This is a genomic window from Arthrobacter sp. CMU6 (genome assembly GCF_059090205.1).
Map to the genome: position 1 here is coordinate 50,678 of NZ_JBNHFL010000008.1, position 15,786 is coordinate 66,463.

Genomic DNA, 15,786 nt, shown 5'->3' on the forward strand with positions numbered 1-15,786 from the left:
ATCTTCAGAATAGTGCTGATTGCCGCCCTTGGCAGCGGTATTCGCGCTGGGCTGACTGCGAGGGGTCATGGAGGTACTCCTGACATGCCGGCAGCGGACACGCTGGGCGGCGGGAAGTGGACTGATCGAGTGCTGGTTGGGCTGCGCTGCTTTTAGGCTGCTGCGTTTGAAGCTGCGCCGCGTTTTAGGCTGCGCTCCGGCGGAAGGCGGTAAACCTGCATCGCATCGGAGGGGAGCCCCGGGCCGGTACCGGCGGCTGAAGGCCGCGGGCAAAGAAAGCCGGCTACTCAAAAATCAGGAACATGCGTCCAAGGATAGCAGAACACGTCCACTTGCTTTCGCACCTGGCCGGTTTCCCATCAGCCGGGCGGACCACTAATCTGGCCAGTTATGGAGTCTGCCCACTATTTCAGCGCCTCACCTGCGGGGCCCTTCACCCGCAAGCCCCTCACAGTGGAACTGGCTGGTGAAACGCGGAAGCTGCAGACCTCGTCAGGCATCTTCAGCCCGGACGGAATCGACAAGGGGACGGCCATCCTGCTGGCCGATGTGCCTGCCCCCGCGCCGCAGGGAAACCTGCTCGACATCGGCTGCGGCTGGGGACCCATCGCCCTGACCATGGCGCTGCGGGCACCGCACGCACAGGTGTACGCAGTGGACGTCAACGAACGCTGCATCGCGCTCACCAACGAAAACGCCGGACTGCTGGGGCTGAACAACGTCACGGCCAGCACGCCGGAAGCCGTGGACCCCGAAATCCGCTTCGACACCATCTGGTCCAACCCGCCGATCCGGATCGGCAAGGATGAACTGCACTCACTCCTGCTGCTCTGGCTGCCGAGGCTGGCGCCGGGCGGCTCGGCGTGGCTGGTGGTGCAGAAAAACCTGGGCTCCGATTCGCTTCAGCGCTGGCTGGCGGAGGCTCTGGACGACTCCTTCACCGTGACGCGCGAAAGCACGTCCAAGGCGTTCAGGATCCTGCGGGTCAGGAAAGCGTCCCGGTAGCAACGATCGTTGCCGGTCCGCTGAGTTCAACGTGCTCGCGGCCGCCGGCGACGGTGAAGAATTTCACGCCCACCACGCCGCCGGGCACCTTTACCTGCCAGGTGTCCGGGGCTCCCTGCCCGGCCCAGTGGCGGATGGCCACGGCTGCGGCGCAGGCGCCGGTGCCGCAGGACTGGGTTTCGCCGACGCCGCGTTCATGGACCCGCATGGTGACGGTGCCCACGCCGTCGTGCACCAGCGGCTCCGCCGGGACAACAAACTCGACGTTGGTGCCGTTGGCCGGTGTCGGGTCAACATGCGGGGCGGTGAAAAGCCGGGTGTCCCGGAGTTCGGACAGCTCTGCCAGGGCAACGACTGTGTGGGGGTTGCCCATGCTGACGGACAGCGCCGGCCGCGGCACCTCGAGTCCGTCGGCACTGACCAGCGAATCCATGGCCCGGGCCGCTGCCTCGTCCGGGAAGATGAACTCCCAGGGGCCCATATCGACGGCGTAGCCGTCACCAGTGCGGACAATGGTCTTGACGCCGCCGCGGGTGCCGATGGTCAGTGAGCCGCCGGCAGGGAGCTCCGCCAGGCCTTCGGCGAGAAGGAAGTGGACGAACACGCGCACACCGTTGCCGCACATCTCCGACAGGGAACCGTCACCGTTGCGGTAATCCATGAACCACTCGGCGTCGGGGTTCTCGGTAAGAAGCTGCCGGCCCTCGTCAAGGAGCCGGGACGGGACGGCCCGGATGAGGCCGTCACCGCCGATGCCACGATGGCGGTCGCACAGCTGGGCGACCTGCTCCGCAGAGATGGCGTGCACGCCCTCGGGGTCAGCAACCAGGACGAAGTCGTTGCCAGTTCCATGGCCCTTTGAGAACCGCAGTCCGCTCAGTGTGGTGGCGGCGGGCAGGACAGTTTCTGCAAGGGCTTCATTCATGATTCAAGGTTACCCGCCCGCCGGCGGAGCCAGAGAAGCGGCTTGGATCTTCCCCGCAGCGGGCCGGTGCTGGTTAGGAGGATGCCGGAGACGACAATCACGCCGCCTGCTATCTGGGCAAAGGTGTAGGGATGCCCGGCGAGGATTGTGAACAGGGCTGTGAAGACGGTGATGAGGTTGAGGAACACTCCGGCCTTGCCGGCAGGGATGACTGACAGCGCACGGTTCCAGAGCAGGTAGGACAGCACCGACGGGAAGAGTGCAATGAAGGCCAGGGAAGCAGTCGCGCCAGGTGAGGATGGCAGGGCGGGACCGCCGGCGGCGAGGCTGAGTGGCGTGAGCACCACCATGGTGATTGCGGCCTGGATGGCCGTGGCGGTAATCGGAGGCAGCGGCGGAGCCAGGCGCCCGGTGATCGTATAGGCGGACCACGCGGCAATGGCACCGATCATGAACAGCTCACCCGTCCCGAAGCCGGCCTGCAACAGCCTGCCCGGATCGCCGTTGCTCAGGACAAGCAGCACCCCGGCAAGCGCGACCAGTACGCCGCCAACTGCCCTGCGCGTCAGGCGTTCGCGCAGGAATACGGCAGCGGCCAACGTGATGAGGGCCGGGTTGAACGCATTGATGAGGGAAGCGCTGAATGCATCTGTGTGCTGCAGTGCTGTGTAAAGAAGCAGGTTGTAACCCAGCAGTCCGAACACGCTCAGGGCAATCAGCCAGGGCCAGGCGGCCAGCACCTGACGCCATTGCGGCCGCTCTGCAATCTGTGCGATAGCGAGCAGCGGGACCAGAGCGAGCGACCAGCGCAGCAGGACCAGGCTGAGAGGGTCGATCTCTTCAACCGCCCCGGCCCCAACAATGTAGTTGCCGGCCCAGAACAGCGTCGCTCCCAGCAGCGAAGCGACCGCAACGGTCAGGGTCCGCCCCGAGGCGTGCTTTGGTTTGGTGGCAGCGGCGAAGCTCATCAAGGTCTTTTCTACCAGTGAGTTGGTGGCCGGCTCAGCGGCAGAGGTCGGCTGCCTTGGCCGCCAGCTCAGGGTCCTGCCAGTCCAGCCAGCTGATGCGGGGGTCGGCCCGGAACCACGTCAGCTGCCGGCGCGCGAACTGCCTGGTGGCCACGATGGTTTCCTCCGCTGCCTGCGCTACGTCCGCTTCGCCGTCGAGCACTTTGAGGAACTGGGCATAGCCCAGTGCGCGCGGGGCGGTCTTTCCGCGGCGCAGGCCCTGGGCGTCCAGCCGTTCGACTTCCGCCAGCAGGCCCCGCTTTACCATCCGGTGCACGCGGACGGCGAGCCGGTCGCGCAGCTGCTCACGGTCCACCTCCAGGCCGACCTGGACGGCCGGCTGGTGGTACTCGCGTGTCGGCATGAAGGAACTGAACGGGCGTCCCGTCAGTTCGAACACCTCCAGCGCGCGGATGATGCGGCGGGCGTCGCCGAGGCGTCCGGCGGAGACGGGATCCACGGCGCGGAGGCGGTCCACCAGCAGCGCAGTGCCTGCCTCGGCGTTCTCCTGTTCGAGCCGGGAGCGGATTTCCGGATCGGTTCCCGGAAAGTCCAACACGTCGAGGGCGGCGCGGACATACAGGCCCGACCCGCCGGCCAGGATGGCGCGCCTGCCGCGCCGGTGGATGTCGGCGATGGCGTTGCGCGCCTGCTGCTGGAAGTCCGAGACCGACGCCTCCTGCGTCACGTCCAGGATGTCCAGGAGGTGGTGCCGGACGCCCCGCTGTTCGGCTTCGGTGACCTTGGCGGTGCCGATGTCCATGCCGCGGTAGAACTGCATGGCGTCGGCGTTGATCACCTCGCCATCCAGGGCCAGGGCCAGTTCGACGGCGAGGTCGGACTTTCCCGATCCGGTGGGTCCGACGACCGCTATGACGGGGGGTTGGCCCGCCACCGGGTCAGCGGCTCCGCACCGGGAGCGAGGGCATGCCGAGCGACACGCCGGTCTTGCCTGCCGCCGTCGCACCAGGCGCCGGCGCACCGCAGGAGTCGGCCTGCGACCTGTCCCAGGCATCACCGGCGCGGGACCGGCGCAGGGAGTAGTCGTCCGTTGTTGCCGGATCGGCGATCAGGTGGAAGGCGGCGGCTTCGGTGATGGTGACGGTCACCAGGTCTCCGGGCCGCGGGGCAGGGGCGCCTTCGGGCACCGTGAAGTGGACCAGGCGCTGGTCCTGGGAGCGGCCCGAGAGGCGGTGGGTTTCCTCGGATTTGCGGCCGGACTGGGCAGTCACCATGACCTCGACGCGGCGCCCCAGCTGTTTGGCGTTCTCTTCCGCAGCGATCCGGTCTTGGAGCGCGGTGAGTCGCTCAAAGCGTTCCTGCACCACAGCCTTGGGCAGCTGGTCTGGGAGGTCCGCGGCGGGCGTGCCGGGCCGCTTGGAGTACTGAAAGGTGAAGGCGGTGGCGAAGCGTGACTTTTCGACGACGTCCAGGGTTGCCTGGAAATCCTCCTCCGTCTCCCCGGGGAAACCGACGATGATGTCGGTGGAGATCGCGGCATGCGGCATTTTGGCGCGGACCTTGTCCAGGATGCCGAGGAACTTCGCTGACCGGTAGGAACGCTTCATGTCACGAAGGACCTTGTCCGAGCCCGACTGGAGCGGCATGTGGAGCTGCGGCATAACGTTGGGCGTCTCGGCCATGGCGTCGATGACGTCATCGGTGAACGCGGCCGGATGGGGGCTGGTGAACCGTACCCGTTCCAGGCCCGGGATCTCGCCGCAGGCGCGGAGCAGTTTGGAGAAGGCCTGGCGGTCACCGAACTCCACCCCGTACGAGTTCACGTTCTGGCCGAGCAGCGTCACTTCGATGGCGCCGTCGTCCACCAGTGCCTGGACCTCGGCGAGGATCTCGCCGGGCCGGCGGTCCTTTTCCTTGCCGCGCAGGGCAGGGACGATGCAGAAGGTGCAGGTGTTGTTGCAGCCGACCGATATGGACACCCAGCCGGAATAGACCGAGTCGCGCTTGGTGGGCAGCGTGGACGGGAAGACGTCCAGCGACTCGAGGATCTCCAGCTGCGCCTCGTTGTTGTGGCGCGCCCGGTCCAGGAGGGCGGGCAGGGCGCCGACATTGTGGGTGCCGAAGACGGCGTCGACCCAGGGCGCCTTCTTCAGAATGGTTTCGCGGTCCTTCTGGGCGAGGCAGCCACCGACCGCGATCTGCATCCCCGGGTTGGCTGCCTTGACCGGCGCCAGCTGGCCGAGGTTGCCGTAGAGCTTGTTGTCGGCGTTCTCCCGCACCGCGCAGGTGTTAAAGACCACGACATCCGCCTGGGCACCGTCCGCCGGCACATAGCCGGCAGCCTCCAGCATCCCGGCCATGCGCTCGGAGTCGTGAACGTTCATCTGGCAGCCGAAAGTGCGCACCTGATAGGTGCGGGGCACAGCGGCGCGGCCGGTTGGTTCATTTTCGGTGCCGGATGCGGGGGAAGGATAGGTCAGACTCACCCATTAAGGGTACCGGCTGCTACGGGTACCGGGTGCGCTCAGTCCCAGTGGGCGGTGGCCCCGACGGAGTCCCCGCCGGCCGGAGCGCCCCCGGCTGCAGCGTCCAGGACCTCCCCCACGATCCGAAAGGCCTGCGAGGGCTGGTACCCCTTGCGGGCCAGCATGGACGCGAGCCGCCTTGTGGTCTTGTCACGCTCCGCCCGGTCTGACAGGTCAGTCCCAGGCCGCAGCTTGCGTTCCACCAGATGGCGTGCGGCGGCTTCTTCGTCCTCATCGCTCAGCTGCTCCAGGGCGGCCGCCGCCGTGTCAGCGTCAATGCCCTTGTCCGCGAGCTCCCGGCGGAGGGCTCCCTTTGCCAGCCTGCGCGACTGGGACCGGCTCCGCACCCACATGTCCGCAAATTCGGCGTCGTCAACGAGCCGGACCTCTTCGAAACGGTCCAGCACGGCCGCGGCGACGTCCTCGGGCACGTTGCGCTCTGCCAGCTTGCGTTCCAGCTGCAGCCTGCTTTTAGGCGATGCGGTCAGCTGGCGCAATACGATGGCGCGCGCCACCGACACCGGATCTGCGTCGCGGTCCTCGCCGGGTTCCTGGCCGGGTCCTGCTGTGCGGTCCCCTCCGGCCTTGGCGAAGGCCGAAGGGGACCGGCGCTTGCTAGAGGCCGTCAACGGCCTTCAGCTTCGGTGAGGCTGGGGCGTCGGCCGCAGGCTTCACTCCTACGCCGAGCTTTTCCTTGATGAGCCGTTCCAGTTCCGCGGCGAGTTCCGGGTTGTCGCGCAGGAAGCGGCGCGAGTTCTCCATGCCCTGGCCCAGCTGGTCACCGTCGTACGTGAACCAGGAGCCGGACTTCTTGATGATGCCGTGCTCCACGCCCATGTCGATGATGCCGCCCTCACGGGAGATGCCCTGGCCGTAGATGATGTCGAATTCGGCGATTTTGAAGGGCGGGGCCATCTTGTTCTTGACGATCTTGGCCTTGGTCCGGTTGCCGACAGAATCGGCACCTTCCTTCAGGGTCTGGATGCGGCGGACGTCGATGCGCACGGACGCGTAGAACTTCAGCGCCTTACCACCGGTGGTGGTTTCCGGAGAGCCGAAGAACACGCCGATCTTTTCACGCAGCTGGTTGATGAAGATGGCGGTGGTCTTGGTCTGGCTCAGCCGGCCGGTGATCTTTCGCAGGGCCTGGCTCATGAGGCGTGCCTGCAGGCCGACGTGGCTGTCGCCCATGTCGCCTTCGATTTCCGCGCGCGGCACCAGGGCCGCCACGGAGTCGATGACCACGATGTCCAGCGAGCCGGAGCCCACCAGCATGTCCATGATCTCCAGGGCCTGCTCACCGGTGTCCGGCTGGGAAACCAGCAGGGCGTCCGTGTCCACGCCGAGCTTGGCGGCGTACTCGGGGTCGAGGGCGTGTTCGGCGTCGATGAACGCGGCGATGCCGCCGGCGCGCTGGGCGTTGGCCACAGCGTGCAGGGCAACGGTGGTCTTACCTGACGATTCCGGGCCGTAGATTTCGACGACGCGGCCCCGCGGAAGACCTCCGATTCCCAGTGCGACGTCCAGTGCGATGGAGCCGGTGGGGATAACTTCGATGGGGGCGCGCGTTTCGTCGCCCAGCCGCATGATCGACCCCTTGCCGAACTGCTTGTCAATCTGCGCGAGCGCTGCTTCAAGCGCTTTTTCACGATCCGGGGCTGCCGCCATGGTTCACACCTCTAATGCTTTCTCGCTTTGGAGGGGCCGCCTGCGGCCCTCTGTCTGTCATCACCGACGCTAGTGCCACCCGCTGACATTCTTACCGGGAAGGCGTGCGTATGTGGATAACCCGCTGCCAAAAAGCATAGTCGCACCCGAACAGATATTCGAACAATCGGTCGGCGTGTCAGCAGCTTCCCGTGCCGGGCAGGGGAACCACTCAGACCAGATCGGGTCCGCTCTGGCGCGGCTTGATGTCGCGGCCTAGGCGGCGCTCCTCGGGAACGTCCTGCACGTCGCAGACCGCGAGCCAGATGTCGCGGGGACTAACGCCCGCGGCGAGGGCCTGGTCCGCCGTCCGGCCGCCGACCCCGGCAAGGACGAGGGAACTGCCCAGCACGCGCGAGTAGCCAGCCCCGAATTCATCGTCCATCAGCCGCCAGAAATCACTAATCCTCACTCAATACAGTCTCTCACGGGCACTGACTCTAAAATGGTTACCATGAGCAACCCCGCTGAAGCCCCCGGAGCCGCTGCCCCCTTCGAGGACACGCTTGATACGGCACTGACCAACGTGGAGCATCAGATCAGCCTTTTCTGGAGGCGGGCCCGGTCCGTTTCCCAGCAGCTTTCGCGCGAGGTCCACCCTGATATGGAGCCCGCAGCCTACGGTCTGCTCACTGTAATCCGCAAGAACGGCCCGATCCGTTTGACCGAGCTCGCGTCCTGTATCGGCGTCGGCAAGCCGTCTGTCAGCAGGCAGATCGCGTTCCTTGAAAGCATCGGCCTGGTACTCAAGGAAGCCGACCCGCTGGACGGCCGGGCGCAAACCATCCGGCTTACCGCCGAGGGCGAAGAGAAGATGCATCAGGTGCAGGATGCCCGGCGGCAGGTTTTCCGGGAGCGGCTGGGCGAATGGCCGGTGGAGGACCTTCAGGCGCTGGCCGCCTACATGGCAAAACTTAACGCCACGTACGAGCGCGACGGATTCCCCCGCGACGGTGTCTCCTAGTTTTCAGGGCACGACGAAGGCCTCCGGCACTGTGCCGGAGGCCTTCGCTGTAGTCATCTGGTCCGGATTACCGGATCTGGGTTACCGGACGGATTCATTTACCGGGCGCTGGAGAGCAGTTCCGTGGCGAGCTCGCTGTTAAGCTCGCTGCTCAGGTCACGCTCAAGCTCCCGGCCGTAGCGCTGGGAGAATTCCTGCGGCACGGTGTCCGGCACAGCAACGCCTTCAGCGACGGCCACGCGGTCGCTGACCTCGCGGAGCATGCTGGACAACGGAACATCCAAGGCCGAACAGATCGATGACAGGAGTTCAGAGGAGGCTTCCTTCTGGCCGCGTTCCACTTCACTCAGGTACCCCAGGGAGACCCGGGCGCTGTGCGAGACTTCGCGGAGGGTACGCCCTTGACGCTGGCGGACATCGCGCAGAACATCACCGATTTCGTGACGAAGTACAACCATCTTGCGCTCCTTTTGTTCGCTCTTGGCCTGATCGGCGAGGCCCACGTCCTTCCAGCGGACAACGCCGTTTACGGACACGGGCTGCTTTACCATCTGTATCGCCTTGCTCCCTCATGGTTCCGGTTTACTGTGACGTAAACCGCATATGTTCTCTTCATCCTAGGCGCCTCCCTCAGCGAGAGGCGACACAATGTGACAACTATTCGGACTCGCTTTTTGTTCCCGGCAACCTTACTCCGGGTAGCTTAGCGCAGTCAGTGGGCCAGGTCAGCGTCGCCGGAAACTCAGCTTAACGCAGCCAGGGCTTCCTGTAGACGCTCCAGAGCAGCGCCACAGGCCAGCCCGCGGATCTCTGCCCGGGTGCCCTGGAAGCTGTAGAGAAAGGTTTGCACACCGTCTGCGGTGGCGACGCCCACAAACACCGTTCCCACGGCCTTGCCGTCGTGCGCGTCGGGCCCTGCTACACCCGTGGTGGAGACGGCCAGGTCCGCGCCGCAGATTCGCCGGGCGCCTTGCGCCATGGCGGCAGCCACCGCCTCGTCCACCGAGCCGACGGCGTCCAGCAGGTCTTGCGGGACGCCAAGAACGTCCCGCTTGACGGTGTTGTTGTAGGAGACCACGCCGCCCTGCAGCATGGCAGACGCCCCCGGAGTGTCGGCCAATACGGCGGCGACCATGCCGGCGGTGAGTGACTCCGCGGTGGCAACCGTGACGCCACGCCCAACGGCCGCAGCGACGGCCTCCCCGGCGATCCGGTGCAAATTCGTCACGGCTGGCCCTCCTGCTTGGGGATGTCCTGGCTGGGGTTGTCCTGGTTGGGGATCTCGTGGTTGGGTGCGTCGTGCTTGGGGAGGTCCGGGCCGGCGTTCCCCTGCTGGCCAGGGTCGGCGGCGCGCCGGCGGAGCCCCTCCGACCTGACTTTCAGCGCCTGGACGACGTATTCGACGCCGGTCCAGACGGTGATCAGCACGGCTGCCAGCATCACCGCTAAGGCCACCCAGGTCAGCCACGGTGCAACAGATGCCAAAGGAAGAAGGTAGAGGAAGATCGCCACCGTCTGGACGACCGTCTTGAGCTTTCCGCCGCGCGATGCCGGGATGACGCCGTAACGGATCACGAAGAACCGAAGCGCCGTGATGCCCCACTCGCGGACCAGGATCACGATGGTGATCCACCATGGCAGCTCGTTCAGTACGCTCAGCATGACCAGCGCCGAGCCCGTGAGCAGCTTGTCCGCGATCGGATCGGCGATCTTGCCGAAGTCGGTGACCAGTCCCCTGCTGCGGGCGATGTCGCCGTCGAGCTTGTCCGTGTAGATCGCGACGGCGAACGCCGCCACTGCTGCCCAGCGCCACCCGCCGGACTCGCTCCGCAGCCCCGGAGCGTCGGCGATGAGGAACCACACGAAGAACGGCACCAGCACAATGCGGAGCATCGTGAGGATGTTGGGGAGATTCCAGATCCCGGAGCTGTTGGAGCCGGCCGCGGTCGCTTCGGTGCTAGTCACCCTTCTAGGCTACCGTCTTCGGCACTGCCGGCTTCTTGTTCATCACCTCGGAACTACCGGCCGGTGAGGGACCAGGCGTCCTCGGAACCGTCCTCGTCGTCACCGGAACTGTCGGCGCCGTCGTGATAGTCAATGCTCTGGGCACGGTTATCCAGGTCGGCGGCGACGAGGTCCTCGGCGTAGCCGCCCTGCGCGATGTTGGCGTTGGCGTTGTCACTGAGCGCGGCGGTGTGGGAATCTGCCGTCGCCGGGGCCTCCTGGCCCTTCATCGCCGCCAGCACGGCGGCGAGGTCGTCCGGCTTGACCAGCACATCACGTGCCTTGGAGCCTTCCGACGGGCCAACCACGCCGCGTGATTCGAGCAGGTCCATGAGGCGTCCGGCCTTGGCGAAGCCGACCCGGAGCTTGCGCTGCAGCATGGACGTCGAGCCGAACTGTGTGGTGACCACGAGCTCTGTGGCCTGCAGCAGCACCTCGAGGTCGTCACCGATGTCGTCGTCGATCTGCTTCTTCTGCGCTTCGGGTGCGACGTCATCGCGGTAAACGGCCTGGAGCTGGCCCTTGACGTGTTCAACCACCTTGTGGATCTCGGACTCGGTAACCCAGGCGCCCTGGACTCGCATGGCCTTGGAGGCACCCATGGGCAGGAACAGGGCGTCACCCTGCCCGATGAGCTTCTCCGCGCCGGGCTGGTCCAGGACCACGCGGGAGTCGGTCACGGATGAGGTGGCGAAGGCCATGCGGGACGGCACGTTGGCCTTGATCAGGCCGGTGACCACGTCAACGGACGGGCGCTGCGTGGCGAGCACCAGGTGGATGCCGGCGGCCCGGGCCAGCTGCGTGATGCGGACGATGGAGTCCTCGACATCGCGCGGCGCCACCATCATCAGGTCGGCGAGCTCATCGACGATCACCAGGAGGTAGGGGTAGGGCCGGATGACACGCTTGGAGTCTACGGGCGGGTGGACCTTGCCGGCGCGGACTGCCTTGTTGAAATCATCGACGTGCTTGAAGCCGTAGTTGGCGAGGTCGTCATAACGGGCGTCCATTTCGCGGACCACCCACTGGAGCGCTTCGGCTGCCTTTTTGGGGTTGGTGATGATGGGGGTGATGAGGTGGGGCACGCCTTCGTAGGCGGTGAGTTCCACGCGTTTGGGGTCCACCATGACCATGCGGACCTCGTCCGGGGTGGCGCGCATCAGCAGGGACGTGATCATGGAGTTCACGAACGAGGATTTACCTGCACCGGTGGCACCGGCCACGAGCAGGTGGGGCATTTTCGCAAGGTTGGCCACGACGTAGCCGCCCTCGACGTCCTTGCCGACGCCCATGACCATGGGGTGGTCCGTGCGGCGCGCGTTCTGGCTGCGGAGGACATCGCCCAGCGAGACCGTCTCACGGTCCGTGTTGGGGATCTCGATACCGATGGCCGACTTGCCGGGAATGGGGCTGAGGATCCGGACGTCGCTGGAGGCAACGGCGTAGGAGATGTTCTTGGAGAGCGCGGTGACCCGCTCCACCTTGGTGCCTGGCGCCAGTTCGATCTCATAGCGGGTCACGGTCGGGCCCCGGCTGAAACCGGTTACGGAGGCGTCCACGTTGAACTGCTGGAGCGTGTCCGTGAGGGCGGCCACGACGGCGTCGTTGGCTTCGGTGCGCTCCTTGGGAATGGAACCGGGCGTCAGCACATCTGACGACGGCAGCGTGTACGTGACGTCGCCCGCGAGGGACAACTGCTCCGTGCGCTGCGGAATGGGGGTGGGCAGCGGCGCCGGCGCCACCGGTTTGGAGGGCACCTGAACGGCGGCAGCGGGAGCTGCAGCGGGTGCATTCGTCGAACCGGCCATGCCGGGGACCACGAGCGGGATGGCTTCGGTGGCGTTCTCGGCGTCGGCGCCCTTAGCGCCGAGTCCCTGGGCTGCCTTGATCTTCTCGACGGCGATCTCCGCCTGGGTGGGACGGCGGACTCCGGGGGCCACGGCGGGGGTGTCCTTGCCGGCGGACTGTGACGGATCGTCGTCGTCGATTACGGCGTGCTCAAAGGCTTCGTCTCCGACGTAGCCCTCCAGCTTGGGGTCGGTTTCCTGGTCCTTGCCAAAGAACCGCTTGCGCTTCTTCTTCGGGGCGGGAGGGGTGTTTTCGTACAGGTAGCTGCGGTCGTGGGCGTCGCGGTCGTTCTCCTGAAGGTCGATGCCCATCAGGTGCTCATAGGCACCGCGCAAGCGCCGCGGAATCGCCCCGAACGGCGTGGCCGTGACGATGAGTACCGACACGAAGGCCAGTAGCCCGTACAGGACCACGGGGACGGCGGGGTGGATGGCGGCCAGCGGGGAGGCCGCCAGGAATCCCAGCATGCCGCCGGCCTGCCGCAGCCCGTCGAAACCCTCGCTGACGGTCGGCTGGCCGCCCACGATGTGCGCGATGCCGCAGCCGGCGAACGTCATGATGAGGAAACCGATGCCCACGCGGTTGTTGCCGCGGCCGTCTACAGGCTGCCGGAACAGCCTGCAGGCGCACACGAAAAGCATGAGCGGCAGGACCAGCGACATCCAGCCGAAAGTGCCGTTGACCACGGCGTAGACAGCGTCCGGGAACCAGCCGCGGAAACCCCACCAGGCGAAGGTGGCGATGAAGACCGCCAGGGCCAGGTTGAACAGGGCGGCGCCGTCACGGCGGTCTTCCGGGGCCAGGTCGCTGACGTCCTGGCCGATGCGGCGCACTCCCGCGCCCACCAGGTGGCCGATGCCCAGCCAGGCCCCGCCGGCCACCCGCAGCAGCCAGGGCTGCCGGTGTTCGACGGCGGGAAGCTGGCGCGTGCGGGCGCTGCCGCCGGATGATCCTGCCCGGCCGGATTTGGCGGCCGAGGAGCCGCTGCGGCCTGCGGATGCGCCCGTTTTGCTGCTGGAGGTACGTTTTGGCGCGGGGGAAGTACGAGTGGCCATATCTGCCACGGTACTCCACTGCAGCCGCGGAGCCGCGGATTTCCGGGCCGTCGGGGGCTGTGTTCAGGCATGGCCAGCCCCGCCGGAACCGTCAGTCAGGCCTCCAGGACCACCGGGATGATCATGGGGCGCCGGCGCAGCTTGCGGTTGACCCACGTGCCGACGATCCGGCGGACGATCTGCTGCAGCTGGTGGTTGGTGTGGTCCGCGTTGCTGAGCACGGCCTCCTCCAGCGCGGCGTTGATCTTGGGAATGATGTCGTCGAAGACCGAGTCGTCCTCGGCTACGCCGCGGGCGTGGATCTCGGGTCCCGAGACCACCTTGCCGGTGGCCCGGTTGATCACCGTGATGATGGAGATGAAACCTTCGTCGCCCAGGACGCGGCGGTCCTTGAGGTCGGCGTCGGTGATTTCGCCGACGCTGGAGCCGTCCACATACACGAAGCCGACCTCAATCTGCCCCACGATGTCGGCCTGGTGGTCCCGGAGGTCGATCACCGTGCCGTTGTCCGCCAGCAGGATGCTGGCCGCCGGAACGCCCGACTCCTCCGCGATCTTGCCGTTGGCGATCAGGTGGCGCGTCTCGCCGTGCACCGGCATGGCATTGAGCGGCTCGAGGATGTTGTAGCAGTAAAGCAGCTCCCCTGCCGCGGCGTGGCCGGACACATGGACCTTGGCATTGCCCTTGTGGATCACGTCGGCGCCGAGCTTCAGCAGGCCGTTGATGATGCGGAAGACGGCGTTCTCGTTGCCGGGGATGAGGCTGGACGCCAGGATGACGGTGTCGCCCTGGCCCACCACCACGCGGTGGTCGCCGTTGGCCATGCGTGACAGCGCGGCCATGGGTTCGCCCTGGGAGCCGGTGGACATCAGCACTACCCGGTTGTCGGGCAGCGTGTCGACGTTTTTCAGATCCACAACGATGCCGTCCGGCACGTGCAGGTAGCCAAGTTTGGCGGCGATGGCCATGTTCCGCACCATGGAACGTCCCACGAAGGCGACGTTGCGGCCGTGCTTGGCTGCGGCGTCCAGGACCTGCTGCACCCTGTGGACGTGCGAGGAGAACGATGCGACGATGATGCGCTTGGTGGCCTGGGCGAAGAGCCGGTCCAGGGTGGGACCGATCTCCTTCTCCGCGGTGGTGAATCCCGGGACGTCGGCGTTGGTGGAGTCGGACATGAACAGGTCCACGCCTTCTTCACCCAGCTTGGCGAAATGCCGGAGATCGGTGATGCGGCCGTCGAGGGGCAGCTGGTCCATCTTGAAGTCGCCGGTATGCAGCACCGTGCCGCCGGCCGTGCGGATGAAGACGGCCAGGGCGTCCGGGATGGAGTGGTTGACGGCCACGAACTCACACTGGAACGGGCCGAACTGCTCTACCTGTCCCTCGGTGACGGACAGCGTGTAGGGCTTGATCCGGTGCTCCTGCAGCTTGGCCTCAATCAGCGCCAGCGTCAGCTGGGAGCCCACGAGCGGAATGTCGTTGCGGAGCCGCAGCAGATATGGAACAGCTCCGATGTGGTCCTCATGGCCGTGGGTGAGGACCACGGCGACGATGTCATCGATCCGGTCCTCGATGTAGGAGAAATCGGGCAGGATCAGGTCAACGCCGGGCTGGGTTTCCTCGGGGAAGAGGACGCCGCAGTCGACAACCAGCAGCTTGCCGTCGATTTCGAACACAGCCATGTTCCGGCCGATTTCGCCCAGCCCGCCCAGCGGAACAATCCGCAGGGTGCCTTGGGGAAGGCGGGGAGGCGTAACGAGGCCGGGGAGGGCAACTTGGGTCATAATGCACTTCTTTCCAGACGGAAGAGTGCCGGTCTCAGTCCGTCAGGAAAAGACCAGCCCTCCTTCCGCCAAGTCCTCGCGGATGGTTTCGATCTCGGCTTCGTCCGGCTCCACGAGGGGCAAGCGGACAATCGAGTTGGGCAGGACTCCCTGCCATTTAAGAATTTGTTTGGCGGCAACGGCACCTTGGACCCGGGTCATCGTTGCGCGCACGACCGGCTCAAGCTCAAAGTTGATCTTGCGGGCAGTCCCGAGGTCATTCGCGTTGATCGCGTCGATGAGTTCGCGGAAGCGGCGGGTGGCGACGTGCGTGGTGACGCCCACGAGGCCCACAGCGCCCAGGGCCATCCACTGCAGGGTCAGGCCGTCATCGCCGGAGTAGAAGGCAAGGTCGGTCTCGGCCAGAACGCGGGTGGCGGCAGCGAAGTCGGCCTTGGCGTCCTTGACGGCAACGATGTTCGGGTGCTGGGCCAGGCGGATCATGGTGTCCGGCGCGATCTCGATGGAGGACCGTCCGGGGATGTCGTAGAGCATGACGGGCAGGTCCGTGGCGGAGGCGACCGTCTCAAAGTGCGCCCGGACGCCGGCCTGGCTGGGCTTGTTGTAGTAGGGCGTGACGATCAGCAGGCCGTCGACGCCCAGCTTTGCGGCTTCCTGGGACAGGTGCACGGAGTGGGCGGTGTCGTTGGTTCCGGTGCCGGCGATGACGGCGGCGCGCCCGCCAACGGCTTCCATCACGGCGCGGAACATGCCGAGGTTCTCCTCGTCGGTGAGGGTGGACGTCTCGCCGGTGGTCCCTGTGACGACGAGGCCGTCGCAGCCGTCGTCAACGAGCTTGCTGGCCAGTTCCGCGGCCTGCTGGTAATCGACCTTGCCGTCAGTGGAGAACGGGGTGACCATGGCGGTCAGGAGGGTGCCCAGGGCAGGAATGTTCGCGGAAGTGTCAGCCATGGGAAAAACGTTACCCTGTCACCTGCAGGTTAGGACAATGGCCGCCG

The 15,786-nt window shown here is 66.2% G+C and carries 15 protein-coding genes; 2 read left to right on the forward strand and 13 right to left on the reverse strand.

The genetic code is table 11. The features are described from left to right. Window positions 1–390 precede the first annotated feature (390 nt). Window positions 391–1,005: a class I SAM-dependent methyltransferase gene (locus tag AC5RWD_RS07350; RefSeq protein WP_494019388.1), complete on the forward strand. Its 615-nt coding sequence runs from the start codon at window positions 391–393 to the stop codon at window positions 1,003–1,005. Here the strand turns inward: AC5RWD_RS07350 and dapF are convergent. From dapF to AC5RWD_RS07385, 7 genes are all read right to left on the reverse strand, one after another. Continuing rightward, window positions 986–1,930, reverse strand: coding sequence for a diaminopimelate epimerase (gene dapF, locus AC5RWD_RS07355; RefSeq protein ID WP_494019389.1), 945 nt, complete (start codon window positions 1,928–1,930; stop codon window positions 986–988). The two genes, AC5RWD_RS07350 and dapF, sit on opposite strands and share 20 nt — an antisense overlap. Continuing rightward, window positions 1,927–2,898: a DMT family transporter gene (locus AC5RWD_RS07360; RefSeq protein WP_494019390.1), complete on the reverse strand. Its 972-nt coding sequence runs from the start codon at window positions 2,896–2,898 to the stop codon at window positions 1,927–1,929. The genes dapF and AC5RWD_RS07360 overlap by 4 nt, the downstream gene beginning before the upstream one ends. 34 nt (window positions 2,899–2,932) lie before the next feature. Then, window positions 2,933–3,832 (reverse strand): tRNA (adenosine(37)-N6)-dimethylallyltransferase MiaA, encoded by a 900-nt coding sequence (gene miaA, locus AC5RWD_RS07365; protein ID WP_494019391.1) that lies wholly within the window; start codon window positions 3,830–3,832, stop codon window positions 2,933–2,935. Between the two features lie 4 nt (window positions 3,833–3,836). Continuing rightward, window positions 3,837–5,384, reverse strand: coding sequence for a tRNA (N6-isopentenyl adenosine(37)-C2)-methylthiotransferase MiaB (gene miaB, locus AC5RWD_RS07370; protein WP_494019392.1), 1,548 nt, complete (start codon window positions 5,382–5,384; stop codon window positions 3,837–3,839). Between the two features lie 38 nt (window positions 5,385–5,422). Further along, complete coding sequence (locus tag AC5RWD_RS07375; protein WP_494019491.1) at window positions 5,423–5,944, reverse strand: regulatory protein RecX; 522 nt, start codon at window positions 5,942–5,944, stop codon at window positions 5,423–5,425. A 94-nt stretch (window positions 5,945–6,038) separates the two neighbouring features. Next, entirely contained in the window at window positions 6,039–7,091 is a 1,053-nt protein-coding gene (gene recA / locus AC5RWD_RS07380) for a recombinase RecA (protein ID WP_494019393.1), read from the reverse strand. 211 nt (window positions 7,092–7,302) lie between these two features. Continuing rightward, window positions 7,303–7,542 carry a DUF3046 domain-containing protein gene (locus tag AC5RWD_RS07385; protein WP_494019394.1) on the reverse strand — a complete coding sequence of 80 codons (240 nt, stop codon included), beginning with the start codon at window positions 7,540–7,542 and terminating at the stop codon, window positions 7,303–7,305. 42 nt (window positions 7,543–7,584) lie between these two features. On the opposite strand from AC5RWD_RS07385, the gene AC5RWD_RS07390 reads away from it, so the two are divergent. Then, on the forward strand, window positions 7,585–8,094 hold the full coding sequence (locus AC5RWD_RS07390) for a MarR family winged helix-turn-helix transcriptional regulator (protein ID WP_494019395.1): 510 nt from the start codon (window positions 7,585–7,587) through the stop codon (window positions 8,092–8,094). 98 nt (window positions 8,095–8,192) lie between these two features. Here the strand turns inward: AC5RWD_RS07390 and AC5RWD_RS07395 are convergent, their stop codons facing one another. The 6 genes from AC5RWD_RS07395 to dapA all read right to left on the reverse strand — a co-directional run bounded on the left by AC5RWD_RS07395 (window position 8,193) and on the right by dapA (window position 15,739). Further along, on the reverse strand, window positions 8,193–8,645 hold the full coding sequence (locus tag AC5RWD_RS07395; protein ID WP_494019396.1) for a helix-turn-helix domain-containing protein: 453 nt from the start codon (window positions 8,643–8,645) through the stop codon (window positions 8,193–8,195). Window positions 8,646–8,836: 191 nt separating this feature from the next. Beyond that, the gene (locus tag AC5RWD_RS07400; protein WP_494019397.1) at window positions 8,837–9,322 is read right to left on the reverse strand and encodes a CinA family protein; all 486 of its coding nucleotides are present in this window, start codon (window positions 9,320–9,322) and stop codon (window positions 8,837–8,839) included. Then, a complete protein-coding gene (pgsA, locus tag AC5RWD_RS07405) occupies window positions 9,319–10,059 on the reverse strand; it encodes a CDP-diacylglycerol--glycerol-3-phosphate 3-phosphatidyltransferase (RefSeq protein ID WP_494019398.1) in 741 nt (246 codons plus the stop codon). The genes AC5RWD_RS07400 and pgsA overlap by 4 nt, the downstream gene beginning before the upstream one ends. Before the next feature lie 53 nt (window positions 10,060–10,112). After that, entirely contained in the window at window positions 10,113–13,001 is a 2,889-nt protein-coding gene (locus AC5RWD_RS07410) for an FtsK/SpoIIIE family DNA translocase (RefSeq protein ID WP_494019399.1), read from the reverse strand. Between the two features lie 95 nt (window positions 13,002–13,096). Continuing rightward, on the reverse strand, window positions 13,097–14,788 hold the full coding sequence (locus AC5RWD_RS07415) for a ribonuclease J (RefSeq protein WP_494019400.1): 1,692 nt from the start codon (window positions 14,786–14,788) through the stop codon (window positions 13,097–13,099). Between the two features lie 42 nt (window positions 14,789–14,830). Next, the gene (dapA, locus tag AC5RWD_RS07420; protein WP_494019401.1) at window positions 14,831–15,739 is read right to left on the reverse strand and encodes a 4-hydroxy-tetrahydrodipicolinate synthase; all 909 of its coding nucleotides are present in this window, start codon (window positions 15,737–15,739) and stop codon (window positions 14,831–14,833) included. Between the last annotated feature and the right edge of the window lie 47 nt (window positions 15,740–15,786).

Coding starts and splice junctions, on each gene's coding strand:
- AC5RWD_RS07350 (WP_494019388.1), top strand. CDS start 391: ATGGAGTCTGCCCACTATTTCAGCGCCTCACCTGCGGGGCCCTTCACC.
- dapF (WP_494019389.1), bottom strand. CDS start 1,930: ATGAATGAAGCCCTTGCAGAAACTGTCCTGCCCGCCGCCACCACACTG.
- AC5RWD_RS07360 (WP_494019390.1), bottom strand. CDS start 2,898: ATGAGCTTCGCCGCTGCCACCAAACCAAAGCACGCCTCGGGGCGGACC.
- recA (WP_494019393.1), bottom strand. CDS start 7,091: ATGGCGGCAGCCCCGGATCGTGAAAAAGCGCTTGAAGCAGCGCTCGCG.
- AC5RWD_RS07390 (WP_494019395.1), top strand. CDS start 7,585: ATGAGCAACCCCGCTGAAGCCCCCGGAGCCGCTGCCCCCTTCGAGGAC.
- AC5RWD_RS07395 (WP_494019396.1), bottom strand. CDS start 8,645: ATGGTAAAGCAGCCCGTGTCCGTAAACGGCGTTGTCCGCTGGAAGGAC.
- AC5RWD_RS07410 (WP_494019399.1), bottom strand. CDS start 13,001: ATGGCCACTCGTACTTCCCCCGCGCCAAAACGTACCTCCAGCAGCAAA.
- AC5RWD_RS07415 (WP_494019400.1), bottom strand. CDS start 14,788: ATGACCCAAGTTGCCCTCCCCGGCCTCGTTACGCCTCCCCGCCTTCCC.
- dapA (WP_494019401.1), bottom strand. CDS start 15,739: ATGGCTGACACTTCCGCGAACATTCCTGCCCTGGGCACCCTCCTGACC.